The organism is Paenarthrobacter sp. NPDC091711 (assembly GCF_044756605.1).
Classification (GTDB): Bacteria; Actinomycetota; Actinomycetes; order Actinomycetales; family Micrococcaceae; genus Arthrobacter.
The window spans coordinates 19,877-41,536 of sequence record NZ_JBIVTF010000009.1; the positions used below are offsets into that span (position 1 = coordinate 19,877).

Genomic DNA, 21,660 nt, shown 5'->3' on the forward strand with positions numbered 1-21,660 from the left:
GCCCCTGAGTCGTATAGGCCCCCGTCGGGACCACCGTAGGGCCATTGAAGATAGGGCCAGTGGTCTCCCATGGCCATATTCAGCTGTCGGCTGCCCCCGTATTTGCAAGGATTTACGGGTTTCCACGATAGAATTGGCGTAGATCACTGAGCGCCGGTGAAACGTCGTCGGGTCCTGAATCCACTCCTGTGGCATTGCGGACCCCGGCCGTCGGAGTAACCGGCGCAATCAGTCACGTGCCCGTTGGCGGCCGCGGTTAGCCGCGGGCAGCTCCGGGAACGGCCGACATCGAGTACAGAGGAGTCGAAAGCGCCTGTGGCTAACGACAATGCAGAGACCTTGGCAGTAGAGCCCGAAGAGGAGACTGTACCCAAGCCTGACACGCCCGCGGAGGCGCCCAGGGAGTACGGTGCCAGCGACATTACCGTGCTGGAGGGCCTCGAAGCCGTGCGTAAACGCCCCGGCATGTACATCGGCTCAACCGGTCCCCGCGGCCTGCATCACCTGGTTTATGAAGTGGTGGACAACTCTGTTGACGAGGCTTTGGCTGGTTACTGCAGCCACATCGAAATCACGCTTCGCGCTGATGGCGGAGTGCGCGTGGTGGACGACGGCCGCGGCATCCCGGTAGATATTCACCCGACCGAGGGCAAGCCCACTGTTGAAGTGGTCATGACCATCCTGCATGCCGGCGGCAAGTTCGGCGGCGGCGGTTACGCCGTTTCCGGTGGCCTTCACGGTGTGGGTATTTCCGTAGTTAACGCTCTGTCGCGCAGGGTTGACACGGAAGTTCGCCGCCAAGGCCACGTTTGGCGCATGACCTTTGCCGACGGCGGCAAGCCCCAGGGTGAACTCGTCAAGGGAGAGGCTACTGACGTTACGGGGACGTCCCAGACGTTCTACCCGGACGGCACCATCTTCGAATCCACCGAATTTGATTTCGAGACGCTTCGTGCGCGTTTCCAGCAGATGGCCTTCCTCAACAAGGGACTGCGGATCACGCTGACTGATGAGCGTCCGGCCAACCGTGATGGGGATGACGACCTCGATCTGGATGCCGTGGCAACCGAAGGTGAGGTAGCCGCTGAGCACCGCACCGTCGTGTACCAGTACCCTGACGGCCTGCTGGACTACGTCAAGCACCTGAACTCGAACAAGAAGGTCGAAATCGTCCACGAGGACGTCATCGCTTTCGAAACCGAAGACACCGAGCGGCACATCGCCGTCGAGGTCGCCATGCAGTGGACCACCGCTTACTCGGAAAGCGTCCACACGTATGCGAACACGATTAACACCCATGAGGGCGGAACGCACGAAGAAGGCTTCCGTGCCGCCATGACCTCGCTGATCAACCGGTATGCGCGCGAGAAAAGCATCATCAAGGAAAAGGAAGACAACCTTACCGGTGATGACATCCGTGAAGGTTTGACCGCCGTCATCTCGGTGAAGCTTTCCGAGCCGCAGTTCGAAGGCCAGACGAAGACCAAACTGGGCAACTCCGAGGTCAAGGGCTTCGTCCAGCGCGTTGTCACGGATCAGTTGGGTGACTGGCTGGAACGGAATCCCGGACCCGCACGCGACGTGATCCGCAAAGCCATTTCGGCTGCCCAGGCACGCATGGCGGCTCGTAAAGCCCGCGACAATGCCCGGCGGAAGAGCCCGCTGGAGTCCTTCGGCATGCCCGGCAAGTTGTCTGACTGCTCGTCCAAGGATCCTTCGCGCTGCGAGGTTTACCTTGTGGAGGGTGACTCGGCCGGCGGCTCGGCCAAACGTGGCCGTAACCCGGAGACCCAGGCCATCCTGCCGCTCCGTGGCAAGATCCTGAACGTGGAGCGCGCACGCCTGGACAAGGCCCTGGGTAACGCCGAAGTCCAGTCCATGATCACGGCCTTCGGTACAGGCATCGGCGAGGACTTTGACATCAGTAAGCTTCGCTATCACAAGATCGTCCTGATGGCCGATGCTGACGTCGATGGCCAGCACATCACCACCCTGCTAATGACGTTGTTGTTCCGCTACATGCGCCCGCTGATCGAGAACGGCTACGTTTACCTGGCCCAGCCGCCGCTGTACAGGATCAAATGGTCCAACGCCGCGCATGATTACGTTTACAGCGACCGCGAACGCGATGAAACCATCCGCAAGGGTGCATCCATGAACAAGCGCCTGCCCAAGGACAACGGTATCCAGCGTTACAAGGGTCTTGGCGAGATGGACTACACGGAGCTGTGGGACACCACCATGGATCCGGATCGTCGCACGCTGTTGCAGGTCACCATGGATGACGCATTGGCCGCTGATCAGACCTTCTCCGTCCTGATGGGCGAGGACGTCGAATCGCGTCGTAACTTCATCCAGCAGAACGCCAAGGACGTCAGGTTCCTCGATATCTAGGGCCCGCAAAGGCACCGGAATATTCCAGAACTGACATATACCTGAAACGGAAACCTTAGATTATGAGTGACGAAACTCCCGAAGTCCCGGAGCCGAACGACGCCGATGATGTTGTTCTCGAAGGCGATGTGCTGACCGACCGCGTGGAGCAGGTGGACCTGCAAACTGAGATGCAGCGGTCCTACCTGGACTACGCCATGGCCGTCATCGTCGGCCGCGCCCTCCCGGACGTCCGCGACGGACTCAAGCCGGTGCACCGCCGCGTGCTGTACGCAATGTTTGACGGCGGATACCGCCCCGACCGCTCCTTCAACAAGTGCGCCCGCGTGGTTGGCGACGTCATGGGTACCTACCACCCGCACGGTGATATGGCGATCTACGATGCCCTGGTCCGCCTGATCCAGGACTGGACCATGCGCTACCCGTTGGCGCTGGGCCAGGGTAACTTCGGTTCCCCTGGTAACGACGGTGCCGCTGCGCCGCGTTATACCGAAACCAAGATGGCACAGCTCGCCATGGAAATGGTCCGCGACATCGACGAGGAAACCGTCGACTTCCAGGACAACTACGACGGCAAGAACCAGGAACCCACCATCCTGCCGGCGCGTTTCCCCAACCTGCTGGTCAATGGCTCCTCGGGCATCGCCGTCGGTATGGCCACCAACATTCCGCCGCACAACCTTCGCGAAGTTGCCCAAGGCGTGCAGTGGGCGCTTGAAAACCCAACCGCCACGCGCGAAGAGCTTCTTGAGGCGCTGTTGCTGCGTATCAAGGGACCTGATTTCCCCACAGGTGCCACCATCCTGGGCCACAAGGGCATCGAAGACGCCTACCGTACCGGTCGCGGCTCCATCACCATGCGCGCTGTGGTCAATGTGGAGGAACTTCAGGGCCGTACCTGCCTTGTGGTGACCGAGCTGCCCTACCAGGCAAACCCGGACAACCTGGCCATCAAGATTGCTGAGTTGGTCAAGGACGGCAAGATCTCCGGCATTGCGGATCTCCGCGATGAAACCTCCGGCCGTACCGGCCAGCGCCTGGTGATCGTGCTCAAGCGCGACGCCGTGGCCAAGGTGGTCCTGAATAACCTTTACAAGCACACGCAGTTGCAGGACAACTTCTCGGCGAACATGCTGGCAATCGTCGACGGCGTTCCGCGCACCTTGAGCCTTGATGCCTTCATCCGGCACTGGGTTGCGCACCAGATGGACGTCATTGCACGCAGGACCCGGTACCGCTTGCGTAAGGCCGAGGAAGAAGCGCACATTCTGCGTGCACTCCTGAAGGCATTGGACATGTTGGACGAGGTCATTGCCCTCATTCGCGCATCCAACACCACGGAAGCGGCCCGCGAAGGGCTCATGGAGCTCCTGGAGATCGACGAACTCCAGGCCCGCGCCATTTTGGATATGCAGCTCCGCCGTTTGGCCGCCTTGGAACGCCAGAAGATCCAGGACCGCCACTCGGAACTCGAAGCGATGATCCAGGAGTACAACTCGATCCTGGCTTCGGAGGAGCGGCAGCGCCAGATCATCAGCGAAGAACTCGCGGAGATCGTGGCCAAGCACGGCGACGACCGCCGGACGCACATCCTGATGGGCTTCGATGGCGATATGTCCATGGAAGACCTGATCCCTGAAGAAGAAATGGTTGTCACCATCACCCGTGGCGGCTACGTGAAGCGAACCCGGAGTGACAACTACCGTTCGCAACAGCGGGGCGGCAAGGGAATCAAGGGCGCACAGTTGCGCGGTGACGATGTGGTGGAGCACTTCTTCGTGACCACCACCCACCACTGGTTGCTGTTCTTCACCAACCTTGGACGCGTGTACCGGGCAAAGGCCTACGAGCTTGCCGAAGCCGGTCGCGATGCCAAGGGCCAGCACGTCGCCAACCTGCTGGCGTTCCAGCCGGACGAGCACATCGCCCAGGTCCTTGACCTGCGGGACTACCAGCAGGCCCCTTACTTGGTGCTTGCCACCAAGAACGGTCTGGTCAAGAAGACCCGTCTGGAGGACTACGACACCAACCGCACAGCTGGTGTCATTGCCATCAACCTGCGCGACGAGGACGAGTTGGTCTCGGCCCAGTTGGTCAGCGAAACCGATGACCTGCTTCTGGTGTCCCGCAAGGGACAGTCCATCCGCTTCACGGCCACCGACGACGCCTTGCGTCCCATGGGCCGGGCCACATCCGGTGTGACGGGTATGAAGTTCCGTGAAGACGACGAGCTTCTTGCCGCTGACGTGGTCCAGGACGGCTCCTTCGTGTTCATCGTGACCGAGGGTGGTTACGCCAAGCGGACCGCAGTAGACGAATACCGGCTCCAAGGCCGTGGTGGCCTGGGCATCAAGGTAGCCAAGCTTGCTGAAGACCGTGGTGACCTTGTTGGCGCCTTGATCGTGCAGGAAGAGGATGAAGTCCTGGTGGTCATGGAGGGCGGCAAGGTTGTCCGCTCGGCCGTGACCGGTGTTCCCGCCAAGGGCCGCGACACCATGGGTGTCATCTTCGCGAAGCCGGACAAGAACGACCGCATTATTGAGGTTGCACGCAACAGCGAACGCGGCTTGGAAGGCGAAGAGTCCGAGGACGCGCCCGACGATGACGTAACGTTGGCTGCAAACGACGGCGCCTCTGAGGCGACCGTGACGGCCGAAACGGAAAACGACGCAGTCCCGGAAATTGAAACGGGCGCGGAGCTGAACGAAGACAACACCGGAGGTAACGAGTGAGTAATTCCGACTCATATCCCAAGCCGAGCACAGGTGTCCCCGGCGGACTCCGGCAGCCCTCAGGCACCACGCCCTCAGGCAACGCGCAGTCAGGAACGCCTGCACGTCCCCAGCAGCGCCCTGGAACCGGGTCCACAGGATCCGGCTCCGCCGGGGCACGGCCAGCGAGCGGCACTAATTCCGCACCGCGTCCCGCCGGCGCTCCCGGACAACGCCCGGCGCAGGCCGGTCAGCGTCCCGCTGGAGCTCCCGGACAGCGGCCGGCACAGCCAGGCCAACGTCCAGCCGGCACCCCTGCCCAGCGTCCCGCGCAGGGCGGACCCGGCCTGGTGAAGCCGGCTCCCAAGGCAAAGGTTCGCCGCGCGCGCCTCCTTGTCAGCAAGGTGGACCCGTGGTCTGTCCTGAAGATGGCATTCCTGTTGTCTGTTGCCCTGGGCATTGTCACCGTGGTTGCAGCAATCGTTCTGTGGACCGTGTTGGATCTCACAGGCATCTTTGATCAGGTGGACAGCCTTCTTGGCACCTTGGCAGGCTCCGAGGGCAGTGGCTTTGAACTCAAGAAGATTGCTTCGCTCGGCCAGGTGGCATCCTTCGCCACCATCATTGCGGTGGTGAACGTGGTTCTGTTGACGGCACTGTCCATGCTCTCGGCCGTGCTGTATAACATTTCCGCAACGTTGGTTGGTGGCGTAGGCGTCACCCTGACCGACGATTAGTAAAAACTCCCGGAAATACGCCGAAAATGGCGGAATTGCTCCGGGGAAATGCCTCGATTTGAGATCGGGCCGGGATGTGCTGTACAGTCATATCTCGGCCCGATGAGGCATCGGGGCGTATAGCTCAGGCGGTTAGAGCGCTTCGCTGATAACGAAGAGGTCCCAGGTTCAAGTCCTGGTACGCCCACGGAACCACAAAGAGGTTCAGGTAAAACTGAACCGGAATGAGGTGCTTGTGAAGAAGTTGCTGGTAGTTGTGGCAGCTGCAATCGCAGGCGTCCTGGTCTATAAAAAGGCGCAGGAATCCGAAGCCCGGAAGGATGTCTGGAGCAAGTCAACCGATACGGTGGACTAGCCGAAGAGCCCGGTGCGGATTGGTAAATACCAGTCCTGACATGGGGTATGATTGACGGGTTGCTTCTTATGGGGGCATGGCGCAATTGGTAGCGCACCTGCTTTGCAAGCAGGGGGTTCGGGGTTCGAGTCCCCGTGCCTCCACCATAAGAAAAGTCCCGGTCAGAGACGGCCGGGACTTTCGCATTTAAGTCAAAGCAAGTCACAGATCAGGGCAAGCTGAGTGCTCACTAGCCCTGATCTGTGACCTAGTTGGGTGATGCCTCCTGAAGCGCCCGTTCCAGGAACGATGTCAGCTCGCCGTCCCCCAACACCGGCGTCACGACTCCAAGCTCCAAGGTGGGTTGTGTCTTCGCCGCTGCTGCCTTCAGAGCGTCCTGGATGATGATGCGGGCCTCCGTGACAGCCTGAGTGTCACCACGCTTCCTAGCCTCCAGCATCACTAAGGCCTCCTCCATGCCGCGTCCGTAGTGGGCAGCCGCTGCCACCCAGTGGGTTGCGTCTTCTGCGAAACCCGGCACTGCCATTCGGGGTAGGAGTTCGGGCAGCCTTTGCAGCAGCTCAGCGCGCGCTTTCAGGGCTCCGGATGGCGACCTGCCGGCGTCGTAATCCGACCAGAACTGATCTATATCGCGCCGCAGCTCCGGAGCGGACGGCGTGAGGTCATCATCTTGCCAGTCCTGGTTGAGGTCTGCGAACGCCCTCACCGCAGCCTGTACTTCGGTGTCGGAACCAGCAATCAAGGACAAGGCGGCATCCATGGATTTGGAGGGATCATAGGCTGGACCGTTCCACGCGAGGTCGGCGTAGTTGAAGATGGCCGGCAGGGAGAGATACGGCTCGATCATGGGGTTGGTGACCACGCCGCGGATCGACTCGTAAAGATCAGCATCCCTTCCGATCACCGGAGCCATGAAGAGGTGGTCCTGGGAGAAGTCGTTGACCGGATAGTTGTCCCAGATAACGATGTTGCGCGGGGACCCAGGGCTTCCGTAAGTAACCGCTGCAGTTTGCGCTGACTCCAAAGTTATCCGGTGCGACACAACATCTTCCCCGGTCCACTGAACGACGATGCCAGGGTTCAGCGTTTGGCCAAGTTCCCGCTTGTAGGGTGTGCTGTCGGAGCCGTTGTAGAAGGTAGGGACGGTTTGAAGGGGCGAGATTCCATCCTTGGCCACGATGAACCTTTCGTTCACCTCATTGAGGAAAGCCGCCTGCGCCTTGGCCAGGTTGGCTTGCCCCGAACCGAACTCCCGGAGGTCTTCGGCGCACTGGACTTTGGTTGCTATGTCGTCCAACGGAATCACGAATGACCTAACGCCAAGCGAGTACAGCGATTCAAGTTTGGCTACGGCGTCCTCAAGATCAGCCTCGCGCGAATAGCAAACGTCGATTCCAGGGGAGAGCGCGTAGGTGAAACGGACGTGGTTGGCGGATGCGGCGTCGATAAGCTCCCGCAGATCTCCAAGTTCCTGATTCGTGTAGAGGGCCCGCCATTTTTCCCTCAGCAGGGGATCGTCCTTTGGCGAGTAGATGTAGGTATTCATTTTTTGCCGGCCGGCGAACTCGATGACGTCCAAGCGGGCCTGATGGGACCACGGCGTGCCGTAGAAGCCCTCGATGACGCCGCGGGTTTCGATCAGGGGCCAGTCGCTGATCTGTACCGCGGCGGCGGAACCGTTCTTGAGGATTTGGCGAAGTGTCTGGACTGCATGGAAAACGCCGTCGTTGTCGCGGCCGGCGAGTACCGCCGTCGGAATCCCGTCAGCACGACCGGTAGCCAATGCGTAACCTTCGGCACGTCCCAGTGCGTCGCGCATCTCTGCGTCGCTGTCCAACTGCAGTGCCTTGAGGGCTGGCGCTGCCGTGGCGCCAGTCCCCACGTAGACGGCCGAGGCTCCCTCGCGCGGGTTGGACATGGCCGTCACGATCTCGGAGGTTCCTCCAGCGGCTGCCACCAAGTCCTGAAGGCCGGCGATCGAAGCCTGGTCTGTCCCCACGGGAGCGACCACGTAAACATGGCCGTTGAGAGGCACCGGCCCTCCGGTAGCGGCTCGGGTATGCTGCGGCACAGGGAAGATGCTTGGTACTCCAGCCACCCCGCCATCACGCCCGTCAGGCTGGCCGCGTGAAACAGCAAACCACCCTGTGACCACCAAGACGGCTGTGAGTGCTCCTGCTGCCACCAGCAACAGGGCAGACCGCCGCTTCTTGGCACCGGAAGCGATGGGTGCTGTGTTCAATCAGGTAACCCCTTGGCTATGCCGTCACCGGCTCTCTGGATGTTGTGTCAAGACAATCACACTGTCCGCGCATCAGATAGGGGCAGAAGCACCCGCCCTGCCCCACTAGGGTTGATCCGTGAACCTTCTCATTGCTGCCCTCGGGGTTTTGGGTGTTGCCTCCTCCGGCCCGCTCATTGCCGGAACGCTGGGTGCCACCTCGGTGACCGCGCTGGCTATAGCGTTCTGGCGCAACGCGATTGGTGCTGTGGTGATGGCTGGCCCTGTCATCATTCGGGAACCGAAGGCGTTCGGGAGGATCTCGCGGCGGGAATTTGGCTGGTCCGCTGTGGCCGCAGTGGCACTGGCCTTCCACTTCGCTTGCTTCATCACTGCACTTCAGCTGACGTCAGTGGCTGCGGCCACTGCGTTGGTGTGCCTGCAGTCGGGGTGGATCGCGGTGTTCCAGATGTTCCGGGGTACCCGGCACAAGTGGCCGGTCCTCGTGGGGCTGGGCACGGCTTTTGGTGGCGTTGTGGCCATCACCGGGTTCGACATGGGTTCATCCCCGGAAGCGCTCCTGGGCGACCTCTTGGCACTTGCCGGCGGCGCCCTGGCCGGCCTCTACACACTGGCCGGTGGCAAAGCGAGGCAATCCATGGGGACGGGAACGTACACCACGCTCTGCTACGGCATGTGTGCGCTGATTGTGGCCGGGATGGCGTTGTTCACCGCCCAGCCGCTCTCAGGGTTCGACGCCGGCGGTTGGCTTGGCATTATTGCCATCACCGTGTGTGCGCAGTTGGTAGGCCATACGGCCTTTAATCATCTACTGGCCACAATGAGCCCGTTGCTGGTCTCCATGATCATCCTGCTGGAGATTCCGGGAGCCGCTCTGCTGGCGGCCCTCTTCCTGAACGAAACTCTGCCCGCCGGTACTTACGCCGGGTTGGCGCTGATCCTTGTGGGGCTGGCCGTGGTCGTAGGCGGTCAGCGTCGTGGTCGCCCGGAAGCAGACCGACGCGAAGCCGAACTGGGCACAGACTAAGGTGCCGCCGTCGGGCGTTTACACACCGCCGCGGCGCGCGCCCTGGGTGGAGTTGGCCGTGTGGATGGCACGCAGCAACTTCGCGGGGAAATACACCGAGAAGAACACCACCATAGGCGCCTTCAAAGCCATCTTCTTAACATTGTGGGCCTTGTACGTCCGATCGAAACGTTGGACGTAGTAACGGTAGTCCCTGGGTGAGTCCTCAAGCCGCCGTGCAGACATGCCGGACACCATCTGGGGAAGATACTGCACTTTGAGATCGTGCTCAAACAGGTGCAGTGAAAGATCAATGTCCTCGTGCATCTCGTCCTTGGGGTCCAGGCACGCTTCATCACGGATGGTTTCCCATGCCGAGCGGCGGAGGGCCATGTTGGAGCCGAAGAGGAAATGATACTGATGCTTGGCCAAACGGAGCATGAGCTGACGCATCTTGTCGTCAGCCTTGAGCCCGAACCGGCGCATAGGCATGTCGTAGTAGACCACTGGACCGGTGGCAGCCGCTACGGACGGGTCCATGAAGGCCTTTTGGACCTGTTCCACCCAATCCGGTTCAAGGACTGAGTCAGCGTCGATGCGGCCCACCACATCTCCTGTGGCGTTATTCAGCCCGTGGTTGCGCGTAGGAATAAGACCCTGTGCGCCGTCCTGACGCAGGAGGATGATGGGGCTTTCAGGGTATTCCTGCTGCATCTGACGCACGATCCTGGCCGTGCGGTCCGTGGACAGGTTATCCACCACAATGATCTCTTCAGCGGGAACCGACTGGTAGATGGCCGCGATGAGGCACTGGCGAATGACGCTTTCCTCGTTATACGCCGGGATGACGATGGATACGCCGGGGGGTTCCGGAGCATCCTGGAGGGAACCCGCGAAGGGTCTATCGGCTGACATCACCTCAAATCTAACACCCGGGCCGGGGCATGCGATGGAGGCTTTGGTTACAAGCCGGCAAACACTGAAGGGACCCCGGCCTTCGCCGGGATCCCTTCAAATGATTGACTTTGCCTGCCCCTGTTCGGGGCCGCAGGTCAGAAGTTAGTTCTGTGCACCTTTGGCGTCGGAGTCCTTGCCATCGGTGTCCTTGTGCAGGCTGGCTGCGATGTTCTTGACGGCAGTCTTGGCGTCGGTTGCCACCTTCTCCGTGGAAGCCTCAACGTTCTTGAAGGCATCTTTGGTTGCCTGCTCGGCCTCAGCAGCGGCCTCCTCCGGAGTGATATCCGTTGCCTTGGTATCAGAAACTGCTGCCGGAGCGGGCGCGGAGGCCGCCGTCGGAGCCGGAGTTGAAGCCGTTGCCGGAACTGGAGCGGGAGTCGGCGTCACTGGAGAAGGCGTCTTCCACGGATCTTCCACCGGCCTGGAGGCCTTCCAAGCAGCGACGCCGGCAGCGGCAGCGGCAGCAATGACCGTGACGATCAACCATCCACGCTTCTTGGGCTTCGGCTCCTTGACCAGCTTGGTGGAAACAGCCTTGCCGGCTTGATCGGCAACTGCCTTGATCTGCTTCCCGGTGGCCTGGGCCTGCTCCTGAACGCTGTGGACAACGCCCGAATCAACCAGCTTCTGCGCTACGGCGTCCACCTGTGCAGGAGCGTTCTCAAGGGCGTGATGGACGGCAACCGAGGCCTGTCCCAACTGCTCGGACAGCTTAGGGAGGTACTCGTCCACCACTTTGTCCCGTGCGTGGCCGAGCGCCGGAGTGGCCCGGTTGAGGGTCTCCTGGATCTTGGGTGTCGCGTCTTCCACTACGTCATGAATCTTCGGCGCAAGGTGCGCCAACCCATCCTGAATCCGCGGAGTGACCACTGCAACGCCGTCGGCGAGGTTGTGCGCAGCGGACTTGAGTCCCTCTTGGATCTTGGGGGAAGCGCTGTCAATGCCGTGCTGGATACGCGGAACAGCCCAGTTCACGGCAGCCTCCACGCGGGGTGCTGCCCAGTCGCGGGCGTTTTCCACACCATCCGCAACGGATTGTTCGATGTCGCGGGCAATACGGTCTGATTTCTTCACAACTACCTCCCGATACACATGCTGGTTTGTTGCTAGCCTACGTCGCTTGTTGAACACCGGCTATTCATCCGTCCGAGTTGGTCCCGGATTTCACCGAGCGCGGAACCGGCTTTACAGCCGTCCCGGCGTTGACCCTGCATGGAAGAATGGGGCCATGACCATCGCAACCGCAAAAGCAACGATCCACACAAGCCTCGGCGACATCAAGGTTGACCTCTTCGGCAACCACGCCCCCAAGACGGTCGCCAACTTTGTTGGCCTGGCTACGGGCGAAAAGTCCTGGAACCACCCGGAAACCGGCGAAGACAAGACCGGCACCCCCCTTTACAACGGCACCATCTTCCACCGGATCATCAAAGACTTCATGATCCAGGCAGGCGATCCCCTGGGACGCGGCGTGGGTGGCCCGGGCTACCAGTTCGACGACGAAATCCACCCGGAACTGACCTTCAACGCTCCGTACAAGCTTGCTATGGCCAACGCCGGCATCCAGATGGGCAAGGGCACCAACGGGTCACAGTTCTTCATCACCACCGTGAACACCGACTGGCTGTTCGGCAAGCACAGCATCTTCGGCGAGGTCACGGACGAGGAATCCCGCAAGGTTGTTGACGCTATTGAGTCTGTCCGCACCGGCATGGGCGACCGCCCGGTTGAAGACGTTGTCATCAACAGCATCGACATCGAACAGCTCTAGCCACAGGCTGAACCAGAGCTCATGAGTTACGGAATTCCGTCGGCCGAGCCGTCCGCTGATATTCCGGTGTGCCCAAGGCACCCGGACAGGCCCTCCTATGTGCGGTGCCAGCGCTGTGGGCGCCCTGCGTGCCCCGAATGCCAGCGGACGGCCGCCGTCGGATTCCAGTGCGTTGACTGTGTCAACGAACAAAAACGTACGACGCCGACGTACCGCTCCCCGTATGGCGGAGCCCTGGCCGTGGGCCGGCCTTTGGTGACGTACGTGATCATTGGCCTGTGTGCTCTGGTTTATGTCCTTCAGTGGATCGTGCCAGGTGACGCGGTCTTCGAGAATTTTGCTTTCGCCAATATCTTTGCCGTCAGTGAGCCATGGCGCATGGTCACGGCGGCGTTCTTGCACTCACAGGGTTTCCTGCTCCACATTGTGCTGAACATGTACACGCTATGGATATTTGGACAGGCCCTTGAGCCTTTGCTTGGGCGCATCCGCTTCCTGGCGGTGTATCTGATGTCCGCAATCGGCGGATCTGTGGGCTTCCTTGCCCTCACTCCCACCACAGTTCCCGCAGTGGGCGTGGTGGGTGCTTCCGGCGCCATCTTCGGCCTCTTTGGCGCCATGCTGGTGGTGCAGAGGCACAGGGGCGGAGAAACCAAACAACTCTGGGTTCTCATCGCCATCAACGGCGCGATCGGCTTCTTTGTCCCCAGCATTGCCTGGCAAGCACACCTGGGCGGCCTGATCACTGGTGGACTCGCTGCTGCCGCGATTGCCTACGCTCCCAAGGGCAAGAATCAGGCTCTTCTCCAAACCGGAGGACTCGTTCTGGTAGCCGGCCTGCTTGCAGTGGTCACGTGGTTCCGCGTCACCGCTGGATGATGAGTGAAATCCCTGGCCACAACGCTGCTGCTCTCCCCTGCGCCCCTGTGACCGTGGCGTTGGGCTCGTCGCCTTTCTAGCCTGCCTCCGGCGTGACCGGCTGCCGCAGGATGGTCCTGAGCTTTTCCGGTGCCGTGCGCCGAGGATCCCCAAGATAGATCTCGTGGTGCCTGCCGGTCATGGTCAATGCCTGTGACGGAATGAAAGCGTTGTGCATCTCATCAAGCACGGGTCCTTCGTCGTCATACGGACCCACATGGAGTGTCTGCACGCTCAGCCCCTCCTCCAACGACTCCAGACGGAGTGCCTCCAATGCCGGTGCCTCGCCCTTTTTGGCGACGGTGTGACGCGCAGCGTCAAAGTGCTCATGGGTGATCCAGTCAGGAACCATGTTCATGAGCGTCCAGTCCCAGCGTGACTTGTCCCTGGACTTGGTGAAGGACTCCATGTCATCCGACCACCACAGCCCTTCCAATGGCATGACGCCGTAATCCTGTCCCAGTTCCGTTTTGCTGAAGAATTTCAGCTTGTAGGCGACGGGGTAGAGCGTGGTCAACGCGTCCTTATAGGCCTGCGAGATGTTGGGGTCCCCGTGACCGTCGATCATCAGGAACTTGAGCCGGGGTACCGTCACCACAGAAAAAACGCCGCGCTTGGCACTGTACGTCTGGATCTGCTTCTTGAAGTCGCTCTTCATGGCACCACGGTACGCCCTCTGGGAATAGTGGTCCGCAGGAGGCACTGGACTGGTTATCCACAAGCGTTATCCACACTGTGTGTAACTTACATCCGTGTAGTTAGACCCACATCCCGCCGTTGGACCCGTCAAAGCGGTAGATATCCCCCGAAAGGCATGAATTTCTCCACAACTGTGGATAACTTTGTCCCCGAGGGGGTCGAATATGTGGACAATCCGGGTCATTAAGGGACTTCTGTGGATAAGCCTGTTAATTACGCCATGGAGGGCTGTCTATCAACAGGCTTATCAACAATGTTAATAACTTACAGCCGTGTAGTTCACGGACTCTTTTGGTCCATACAGCCCTGCATCGCGGCGATTTCAGAATTGAAACCCACAAGTTGTCCCCAGTTGTGGATAACTTGTGGGTAGGGGGCTGTTGTTAAGTGGGTAACTAGCCGTGATCTCCAGGCGACGCTAGCAAGTGTGTGGGCCGTGGCGGAGTGCGCTTGGAAGTCCGCCGGAGGGAACTTTGGCAAATCCGGCAATCCCAGGATGTTGAACATATGGTGAAGCTTGGGGCACTATCCACAGCGCTGTACACAGTGGGTATAAGTCACCACTGGGTGTATCCGTTCCAAAAACGGCAGCAACACGGCGATTCGGGGCGTTAATACGTTGATGTCCACAGACTTTATCCACGCCTGTGGATAAAGTTCCCCACTTCTGTGGACAAGGATCGGTGGTATCTGCGGAAGAGTTGACGGTCTTTTCGCTGACCACCTACTCCAGGGCCAAAGCCCTCCTCAGATCCACACGCCCGATGTTCCACGGCGGTGGCTGTCCACCAGATGTGTGTCAATGATTCCGATTGCTTCCATCAAGGCGTACATGGTGGTGGGCCCGACGAAAGCGAAACCCTTCTTGCGGAGCGCCTTGGACAGGGCGACCGACTCCGGCGAGGTAGTGGGGATGTCGGCAAACGTGCGGGGCTCCGGGGTGCTTGCAGGCTGGAAGGACCAGACGAAGTCCACCAGGCCGCCCTCATCACGGAGTGCGATGGTGGCCTTGGCATTGGTGATGGCCGCTCGGATCTTGAGACGGTTGCGTACGATCCCGGCGTCCAGCATGAGCCGTTCGACGTCGGCCTCCGTGAAGGCGGCAACGCTCTCCGGATGGAAATCCAGGAAGGCCTTCCGGAACGAGTCCCGCTTCCGCAGGATGGTGGCCCAGGACAGGCCGGCTTGGAATGCTTCGAGACTGATGCGTTCGTACATGTCCTGCTCATCCCGGACGGGCATGCCCCACTCGTGATCGTAGTAAGCCTGCATGAGTGCGTCCGAAGCTGCCCACAGGGGCCGGGCAAGCCCATCTTCTCCGATGATGATGCCGTTATCCGGACTCATGAACGCTCCTCTGCGGCCGAAGCTCGAAGAGCCTCGGCAAATTTTTGGCTTCTGGGGATATTCTGCCCGGTGCCTGTGACATTCTGGCCCCCTTCTACGTTGAGAGGCGGGGAGTCCGCGTCACGTTAGTCCAGTGACCCGCATGGTGATGTTGATCCGTCCATGTGACAGGCCGCAATCCCTCGGTGCCGTTCCAGGGAGAACCTTGGGGATGCCGTGATAGGCGAACCGGGACGGCCCACCAAAGACGAAGAGGTCTCCGGAGCGGAGTTCTACGTCCGTGTACGGCTTGGTACGGGTCTTGGTGTTCCCGAAACGGAAGATGCACGTCTCGCCGATGCTGAGGGACACCACAGGGGCACTTGAGCGCTCGTCCTTGTCCTGATGCATGCCCATTGCAGCGCCATCGCCGTAGAAGTTCACCAGTGCGGCGTCGGGCGTGTAGTCAGCGGCCGAGGCGCTCAATGACTCATCAACCTCAACACCGGACGAATAGGCAGCCGCAACGGCCTTCCTTCCCAAGCGGACCATCCAGTCAGGGAAATCCAAAACGGGCCGGCCGTTGACGTCGGTGGCTTCCCTTGAGTAGTGATACGGCTGCCAGTGCCAACCGAGGCACACGGTACGAACGGACATTTGGTGCCCACCGGGAAGCGTGGCGGCCCGCAAGGGAACAGGTCCGTGCGTCCACTCGCCGAAGCGGTTCACTATCCACTGCTGCTGCTCCAAGGTCAGCCAGCCAGGAACATGAACGGCGCCGGGGGCAATCAAGCGAGGGCCGGCGTCGTGGTTCTCCGGCTGAACCAGCTCCAGCGGAAAGAGGGCGTCCTCGCTCATGCCGCTGCCTCAAGGGTGAGCAATGCCCGTTTTGCATCACTTCCGCCAAGGTAGCCGCCAAAGCTGCCGTCGGACTTCACTACTCGGTGGCAGGGCACAATCACGGGCAATGGGTTGGTGGCACAGGCGGTCCCCACGGCACGTACCGCATTGGGACTGCCGGCGGCCAAGGCAACTTCCGCGTAGCTTTCCGTGCGGCCGTAAGCGATGCGGGGCAGGTGCTGCAGCACGTTCAAACGGAACCCGCGGGACAGGCGGAAATCAAGGGTGAGATCAAACTCCCTCCTGGTGCCGGCGAAGTACTCCTCGAGCTGCCGTGCAGCATCATCCAGGCGTGCCGGGGCCTGAAGGATCCGTGGACTGACAGTGTTGGCCAGAAGCTGCAGGACATCCCCGTGGTCCTCCAGTTCGAAGGCAACGCGGATGATTCCACGGTCCGTGGCGGCGAGGAGGAGCTTTCCCACCGGGGAGTCCACTATCCGGTACGCGATGTCCAAGGTGTGGATAAGTTGTGCGTCAAGGGCCAGCCGGGCATGGAGGCTGGCAAGCGTGGGCTCGAGACCAACATCGAGGGGCTCAAGGAGCGATGCGACCTCTGAGTGCTCAGGGCTTGCTTCAAGTGTCATCGGAGTTCTCCTTTCGAAAGTGAATGCGCCAGCGCAGGAAGATCAGCAAGGGCGTTGCGGAGTGATTTAACGCCGTCGGCACCCGCGCGTCGGGCGGCCTCGGGTGTGCCTCCCAGGAGCGCCGCGACATCTTTATAAGGAAGACCTGCGAGGTAGTGGTAGGCGATGGCCTGGCGCTGCTTGGGTGGAAGGCCCATGACGGCGCCCAGCAGTTCCGCGTGTCCATCACCGGGAATGCCAAGGCGTGAAGGCTGTTCCGGCGGAGAGTCCACCGGGAGGGCACGACGGCTCCCGGCCCGTAGATGGTCGATGCACTTGTGGTGTGCAATGGTGACCAGCCACGCCTGCACGTTCGCCTCCGGAGGGAGGTCCGGATACGCCTGGAGGGCCGCCAGGAAGGTATCGGACCAAGCGTCCTCGGCATCGTGTACGCCGAGGACAGCACGGCAAACCCGGAGCACCGTGGCGCCCTGCTCCTGGACTACAGCCTCGAAAGGCTTCTTGGTTGCCGCCTGCTCTGGCTCCATCAGAAAAGCTTGCCTTCCCGCACAGTGGCCGGTTCTTCCAGCTCCAGCAGGAAGCGTTTGTTGTGGAGACCACCCGCGTACCCGGTCAGCTGGCCCTTGCGACCCACCACACGGTGGCACGGGATGATGATGCTGATGGGGTTTCTTCCAACGGCTGAGCCTACGGCTTGGGCAAGGTGGGGATCGCCCAGCTCTGCGGCCAGCTCGCCGTAGCTGACGGTTTCCCCAAAAGGAATGGTTTGGAGTCGCGACCAGACCTTCTCTTGGAAGGGGTTCCCGAGTGCCTCGAACGGGACATCGAAATCAGTGCGGTGGCCACCCAAATACTCATCGAGTTCAACCCGGGTCACAGCAAAAACCGGGTCCTGGAGTCCCACGGGGACTCCGAAGTAGTCCGCTGGAGGCATATGCCAGTGACCTTCGTAGAAGATTCCCGTCAAAAATTCCCCGCGGGCAGTCAGCGTCAACTGCCCCAACGGGGAATCCATGGTGGTGTGCCGGATGCTCATATCTTGTAGACGTTCACGGGCACGGAAATGTGAGGTGGGTTTTCCCTAGGAGCGCCAGCGGGTGGTCATGAGGAAGCCGACAATCGCGATACCAAAGCCTGCCACGATGTTCCACGAGGCCCACTCGCGGACCGGGAACTGGCCTTCAGTGATGTAGAAGGTGATGATCCAGATCAGGCCGAGGATCATCAAGCCGAACATGACAGCTTTGTACCACACCGGGTTGGGCTTGTACTGCTGTGCTGCGGAAGTCTGCTGGGCCTGACGGGCAGGCCGCTTGCGGGGCTTGGACTCGGGCACGGATCCTCCTGGCTGTTCGGTTAAGACCCGTTCGCGCCAGCCTTGATATCCTGCAGGAAGGAAATTTCCAGCGGTTAACGGCCACACGGCGTTCCGGGTTGGTTCTAGCTGTCAAGTCTAGCCGCAACCGGGGGTCCGCCTGTGCCGCCCGCGCCCTATGCAAGGAGACCCTGTGGCGCATCAGCAGCAGACGGCGGCTTCAGCCATGCCGTCCGCCGGCCAGGGGCAGGAACTGCGCCCGCGCAAGCGACTACGGGCCTCTGACGTCATCCGCAAAATCAGCCAGGTCCTGGGCGAACTGCTCATTACAGCAGGGATCGTCCTGCTCCTCTTTGTTGGTTGGGAACTGTGGTGGACCAACGTGGAAGCAGATGCCAAGCAAACTGAAGCGGTCAAGAGCTTCGCGCAGGAATTCTCCGGCCCCGTCACCCCCGCGGCTCCTGCCGCCCCCGTGGACTATGGTCCTCCCGTGGTGACGCCGGCTCCCGCCTACGCGGGAATGATCGGGATCATGTACATTCCCCGCTTCGGCCCGGACTACACACGGCCCATCATCGAAGGCACCGGCTCGGACGTTCTGGACACGCTGGGACTGGGCCACTATGGAAGCACCAGCATGCCTGGCGCCCCGGGCAACTTCGCGGTGGCCGGCCACCGCCAAACCCACGGCGCAGTACTGGACAACATCCACACCCTGGTGCCCGGGGACAAGATTTATATCCAGACGGCAGATGGCTACTACACCTACGTCTTCCGAAACAACCAGATTGTGCTCCCGGACCGCACGGACGTCCTGATGCCCGTTCCCACCGAAGCGGGAGTCCAGCCCACCGAAAGTATCCTCACTATGACCAGTTGCAACCCGCGCTTCGGGGCACAGGAACGCATCATCGCGTACTCAATGCTGGATAGTTGGCAACCTGCCTCAGCCGGGCCGCCGTCGGAAATCGCCGCCCAAGTAGCCCGGGCACACGGAAAGGGGTAACGAATGTACGCGTGGATTTTCCGTCATCTTCCGGGACCCCTGTGGGTGCGGATCCTGACCACCCTGGTACTGGTGGGCGTAGCCCTGGTGCTGATGGTCGAGTTCCTTTTCCCGTGGTTTTCCCAATTCACCACTTTGACCGACTCAACGATTGGTTCAGTGCAGCAGCCATGAGCACAACAAAAATCCTTGTAGTGGATAACTACGACAGCTTCGTCTACACGCTGGTGGGATACCTCCAGGAACTTGGCGCCGAGACGACGGTTGTCCGCAACGACGACGTGACGCTTGCCGAGGCCATAGAGCTGGCAGCAAGCCGCGACGGCGTGCTGGTCTCCCCCGGCCCGGGCACGCCGGCCGAGGCCGGCGTCTGCATAGAGCTCATCAAATGGTGTGGCGAGGCCGCCAAGCCCATGTTCGGAGTCTGCCTGGGACATCAGGCCCTGGCCGAAGCCTATGGCGGCGTGGTGACCCACGCACCGGAGCTCATGCACGGCAAGACGTCGCCCGTCCAGCACGAGGGCAAGAGTGTCTTTGCCGGTCTCCCGTCGCCCGTCACGGCCACGCGCTACCACTCCCTGGCCGCGGTTCGGGAGTCCATCCCCGACGTTCTGGAAATCACCGCAGAAACCACCAACGGAGTGGTGATGGGCCTGCAGCACAAGACCGCACCTCTTTGCGGCGTCCAATTCCACCCGGAATCGGTGCTCACAGAAGGCGGATATCAGATGCTGGGCAACTGGTTGGAGTCCCTCGGCATGACCGGGGCGGCCGAACGCGCCTCAAAGCTGAGCCCGCTGATCAAGCAGTAGCTGAGGCGCGGCTGGCGCCTTACTTCTTGGTTGCCGTCGGTTTCGGCGTCGGCTTCTCGGTTTCCGTGGGAGTCGGTGTCGGGGTAGGTGTGGGTGGTGGGGCCGGGGCCTTGGCCACCGTGACAGTGACCACCTTGCCCTGGGCCACCTCGGTGTTGAAGGCGTCGCTCTGAGCCGTGACTGTCCCCGCCGCCACCTGTGAGTTTTCCTGCTCCACAATCGAGATGGTGAGGCCGTTGGCCTTGAGCGCGGCTTCCGCTTCAGCCACCGGCAGCGCGATCAGCTGGGGCATGAGGACCTTGCCGGTGGAAACCTGCAACTCCACTTTGGACTCCACAGCGATCGCTCCGCCGGGTGCCGGTGCCGTGGCGATCACTACGTTCGCTGGGACGGTGGGACTGTGGGTCAGGGTAGTCACGATTTCGCCGGTGATGCCCAGCCGCCGCAAAGCTTCCCGTGCGTCCGGTTCAGTGCGCCCCACGATGTCCGCCGGGATGGTCACCGAGCTGGGGCCACCGGAGATCTTCAGGATGACTTCAGCATCTTGTTCCAACAAAGCCCCGGCAATCGGCGATGTCCCGATGGTCATGTCCTTGGCCACGGTGTCGCTGGGCTCACGGACCGATTTGGGCTTCAGTTTGGCTGAGTACAGTTCCTGGATGGCCTGCGATTCAGACATGTTGGTCACTACCGGCACGGCTACTTTCGCCGGGGGCGGCGGTTGCATGTTCATGAGGCTATAGAGCCAGAAACCGCCACCGGCCAGTATCAGGATGGTGAAGATCACCAACGTGGCAACCCAGGCACGACGGCGGGACTTCTGGCTCGCGGGCAGCTCACGTTCCGGTGGGAGGCCCAAGGGAAGAGGTTCCTCCTGGGGCGGATCAACAGGCTCGTCTTTGAACTGCTCGGCATCGAGGAAGCCCACGGCCGTGGTGCTCAAGAGCTCTGTTGCCGGGTCCTCAGGATCCACGAGGTCGTTGGGGTCTGTGGGAGCCTCGCTGGCTGCCACTGCGGCCACGGGGATACCGTTGCTTGCTGCCCGCAAGGCACGGCGGAAGGCTGCCGCGTCCTGGAAACGATCAGTGCGGCTCTTCTGCAGCGCCTTTACCAGGACGGAATCCAGTGCCTCGGAGACCTCCGGGTTGTGGGCGCTGGGAAGGTCCGGGATCTCACGGACGTGCTGATAGGCCACCGATACAGGGCTATCGCCGATGAACGGAGGCCTGCTGGTCAGCAGTTCGAAGAGCAGGCAACCGGCAGAGTAGAGGTCACTACGCGCATCCACCGTTTCGCCACGGGCCTGTTCCGGGGAAAGATACTGGGCGGTGCCCACCACTGCCTGCGTTTGGGTCATTGTGGCGGCAGAATCGGCCATGGCTCGCGCGATGCCGAAGTCCATGACCTTCACATCCCCGGTGTCGGCGCAGACCATCACGTTTGCCGGCTTGATGTCGCGGTGGACGATGCCTGCACGGTGGCTGTATTCGAGAGCACCCAGGACACCCAAGGTGAAGCCGACGGAGTCCTCAACGCCAAGCTCATTGGCTTTGATCATGTCGCGCAGGGTGCGGCCGGCCACGTACTCCATGACGATGTACGGGACACGCACATCTTCGCCGGGGCCTCCCGGAACCGAGTATTCCCCGGTATCGAAGATGGCCACGATGGACGGGTGGTTCAACGCCGCCACGGCCTGGGCCTCACGTTTGAAACGGGCCTGGAACTGGGGATCGCGTGCGAGGTCGGCGCGCAGCACCTTCACGGCGATGGTCCGCCCCAGCAGGGTGTCTGTTCCTCGGTAAACGTCCGCCATACCGCCACGACCGATCAACTCGCCAAGTTCATAGCGGGAATTGAGGATGCGCTGGGAGGACACGGGGGTGCTCTCCTCTCGGTGCGCAGGACCTGGACGTGACGTAGACAT

Annotated in this window: 21 protein-coding genes and 2 tRNA genes; 12 read left to right on the forward strand and 11 right to left on the reverse strand. The window is 61.2% G+C overall.

Annotated elements, in window-relative coordinates:
- The first annotated feature begins 315 nt into the window (after positions 1-315).
- The 6 genes from gyrB (at position 316) to ACIQH5_RS14295 (ending at position 6,343) form a co-directional block, all read left to right on the forward strand.
- Entirely contained in the window at positions 316-2,394 is a 2,079-nt protein-coding gene (gyrB, locus tag ACIQH5_RS14270; protein WP_400404397.1) for a DNA topoisomerase (ATP-hydrolyzing) subunit B, read from the forward strand.
- Between the two features lie 62 nt (positions 2,395-2,456).
- Positions 2,457-5,126: a DNA gyrase subunit A gene (gene gyrA, locus ACIQH5_RS14275; protein ID WP_400404399.1), complete on the forward strand. Its 2,670-nt coding sequence runs from the start codon at positions 2,457-2,459 to the stop codon at positions 5,124-5,126.
- Positions 5,123-5,842 (forward strand): DUF3566 domain-containing protein, encoded by a 720-nt coding sequence (locus ACIQH5_RS14280; protein ID WP_400404402.1) that lies wholly within the window; start codon positions 5,123-5,125, stop codon positions 5,840-5,842. Before gyrA ends, ACIQH5_RS14280 begins: the two co-directional genes overlap by 4 nt.
- A gap of 113 nt (positions 5,843-5,955) precedes the next feature.
- Positions 5,956-6,029: transfer RNA gene (locus ACIQH5_RS14285), tRNA-Ile, on the forward strand.
- 48 nt (positions 6,030-6,077) lie between these two features.
- Complete coding sequence (locus ACIQH5_RS14290) at positions 6,078-6,197, forward strand: DLW-39 family protein (protein ID WP_217639245.1); 120 nt, start codon at positions 6,078-6,080, stop codon at positions 6,195-6,197.
- A 70-nt stretch (positions 6,198-6,267) separates the two neighbouring features.
- Positions 6,268-6,343: transfer RNA gene (locus ACIQH5_RS14295), tRNA-Ala, on the forward strand.
- A gap of 101 nt (positions 6,344-6,444) precedes the next feature.
- Here the strand turns inward: ACIQH5_RS14295 and ACIQH5_RS14300 are convergent.
- Entirely contained in the window at positions 6,445-8,439 is a 1,995-nt protein-coding gene (locus ACIQH5_RS14300) for a beta-N-acetylglucosaminidase domain-containing protein (protein ID WP_400404404.1), read from the reverse strand.
- Positions 8,440-8,557: 118 nt separating this feature from the next.
- On the opposite strand from ACIQH5_RS14300, the gene ACIQH5_RS14305 reads away from it, so the two are divergent.
- Complete coding sequence (locus tag ACIQH5_RS14305; protein WP_400404407.1) at positions 8,558-9,466, forward strand: DMT family transporter; 909 nt, start codon at positions 8,558-8,560, stop codon at positions 9,464-9,466.
- 18 nt (positions 9,467-9,484) lie between these two features.
- On the opposite strand, the gene ACIQH5_RS14310 is transcribed toward ACIQH5_RS14305, so the two are convergent.
- Entirely contained in the window at positions 9,485-10,360 is an 876-nt protein-coding gene (locus ACIQH5_RS14310) for a glycosyltransferase (protein ID WP_400404410.1), read from the reverse strand.
- Between the two features lie 144 nt (positions 10,361-10,504).
- Entirely contained in the window at positions 10,505-11,476 is a 972-nt protein-coding gene (locus ACIQH5_RS14315; RefSeq protein WP_400404415.1) for a hypothetical protein, read from the reverse strand.
- Between the two features lie 154 nt (positions 11,477-11,630).
- Between ACIQH5_RS14315 and ACIQH5_RS14320 the strand changes: the two genes are divergently transcribed.
- Both ACIQH5_RS14320 and ACIQH5_RS14325 read left to right on the forward strand, forming a co-directional pair.
- A complete protein-coding gene (locus tag ACIQH5_RS14320) occupies positions 11,631-12,173 on the forward strand; it encodes a peptidylprolyl isomerase (protein WP_011772794.1) in 543 nt (180 codons plus the stop codon).
- A gap of 21 nt (positions 12,174-12,194) precedes the next feature.
- Positions 12,195-13,052 carry a rhomboid family intramembrane serine protease gene (locus ACIQH5_RS14325; RefSeq protein WP_400404419.1) on the forward strand — a complete coding sequence of 286 codons (858 nt, stop codon included), beginning with the start codon at positions 12,195-12,197 and terminating at the stop codon, positions 13,050-13,052.
- 76 nt (positions 13,053-13,128) lie between these two features.
- On the opposite strand, the gene ACIQH5_RS14330 is transcribed toward ACIQH5_RS14325, so the two are convergent.
- From ACIQH5_RS14330 to ACIQH5_RS14360, 7 genes are all read right to left on the reverse strand, one after another.
- Positions 13,129-13,749 carry a GyrI-like domain-containing protein gene (locus ACIQH5_RS14330; protein ID WP_400404422.1) on the reverse strand — a complete coding sequence of 207 codons (621 nt, stop codon included), beginning with the start codon at positions 13,747-13,749 and terminating at the stop codon, positions 13,129-13,131.
- Positions 13,750-14,537: 788 nt separating this feature from the next.
- Positions 14,538-15,137 carry a DNA-3-methyladenine glycosylase I gene (locus ACIQH5_RS14335; RefSeq protein WP_400404425.1) on the reverse strand — a complete coding sequence of 200 codons (600 nt, stop codon included), beginning with the start codon at positions 15,135-15,137 and terminating at the stop codon, positions 14,538-14,540.
- 120 nt (positions 15,138-15,257) lie between these two features.
- Positions 15,258-15,974, reverse strand: a complete 717-nt coding sequence (locus tag ACIQH5_RS14340; RefSeq protein ID WP_400404427.1) for an alpha-ketoglutarate-dependent dioxygenase AlkB family protein — start codon at positions 15,972-15,974, stop codon at positions 15,258-15,260.
- Positions 15,971-16,600 (reverse strand): methylated-DNA--[protein]-cysteine S-methyltransferase, encoded by a 630-nt coding sequence (locus ACIQH5_RS14345; RefSeq protein ID WP_400404429.1) that lies wholly within the window; start codon positions 16,598-16,600, stop codon positions 15,971-15,973. The genes ACIQH5_RS14340 and ACIQH5_RS14345 overlap by 4 nt, the downstream gene beginning before the upstream one ends.
- Entirely contained in the window at positions 16,597-17,127 is a 531-nt protein-coding gene (locus tag ACIQH5_RS14350) for an RNA polymerase sigma factor (protein ID WP_400404431.1), read from the reverse strand. Before ACIQH5_RS14350 ends, ACIQH5_RS14345 begins: the two co-directional genes overlap by 4 nt.
- Positions 17,127-17,636 (reverse strand): methylated-DNA--[protein]-cysteine S-methyltransferase, encoded by a 510-nt coding sequence (locus tag ACIQH5_RS14355; protein WP_400404434.1) that lies wholly within the window; start codon positions 17,634-17,636, stop codon positions 17,127-17,129. The genes ACIQH5_RS14350 and ACIQH5_RS14355 overlap by 1 nt, the downstream gene beginning before the upstream one ends.
- 45 nt (positions 17,637-17,681) lie before the next feature.
- A complete protein-coding gene (locus ACIQH5_RS14360; protein ID WP_062072252.1) occupies positions 17,682-17,936 on the reverse strand; it encodes a cell division protein CrgA in 255 nt (84 codons plus the stop codon).
- 157 nt (positions 17,937-18,093) lie between these two features.
- On the opposite strand from ACIQH5_RS14360, the gene ACIQH5_RS14365 reads away from it, so the two are divergent.
- Genes ACIQH5_RS14365 through ACIQH5_RS14375 form a run of 3 tightly spaced genes read left to right on the forward strand, consistent with a single transcriptional unit; the run spans position 18,094 to position 19,733 of the window.
- Complete coding sequence (locus ACIQH5_RS14365) at positions 18,094-18,921, forward strand: class E sortase (protein ID WP_400404437.1); 828 nt, start codon at positions 18,094-18,096, stop codon at positions 18,919-18,921.
- Between the two features lie 3 nt (positions 18,922-18,924).
- Positions 18,925-19,095 carry a hypothetical protein gene (locus ACIQH5_RS14370; RefSeq protein WP_197412919.1) on the forward strand — a complete coding sequence of 57 codons (171 nt, stop codon included), beginning with the start codon at positions 18,925-18,927 and terminating at the stop codon, positions 19,093-19,095.
- Positions 19,092-19,733: an aminodeoxychorismate/anthranilate synthase component II gene (locus tag ACIQH5_RS14375; RefSeq protein ID WP_400404440.1), complete on the forward strand. Its 642-nt coding sequence runs from the start codon at positions 19,092-19,094 to the stop codon at positions 19,731-19,733. Before ACIQH5_RS14370 ends, ACIQH5_RS14375 begins: the two co-directional genes overlap by 4 nt.
- 19 nt (positions 19,734-19,752) lie before the next feature.
- Here the strand turns inward: ACIQH5_RS14375 and pknB are convergent, their stop codons facing one another.
- Positions 19,753-21,660, reverse strand: coding sequence for a Stk1 family PASTA domain-containing Ser/Thr kinase (gene pknB, locus ACIQH5_RS14380; protein WP_400404443.1), 1,908 nt, complete (start codon positions 21,658-21,660; stop codon positions 19,753-19,755).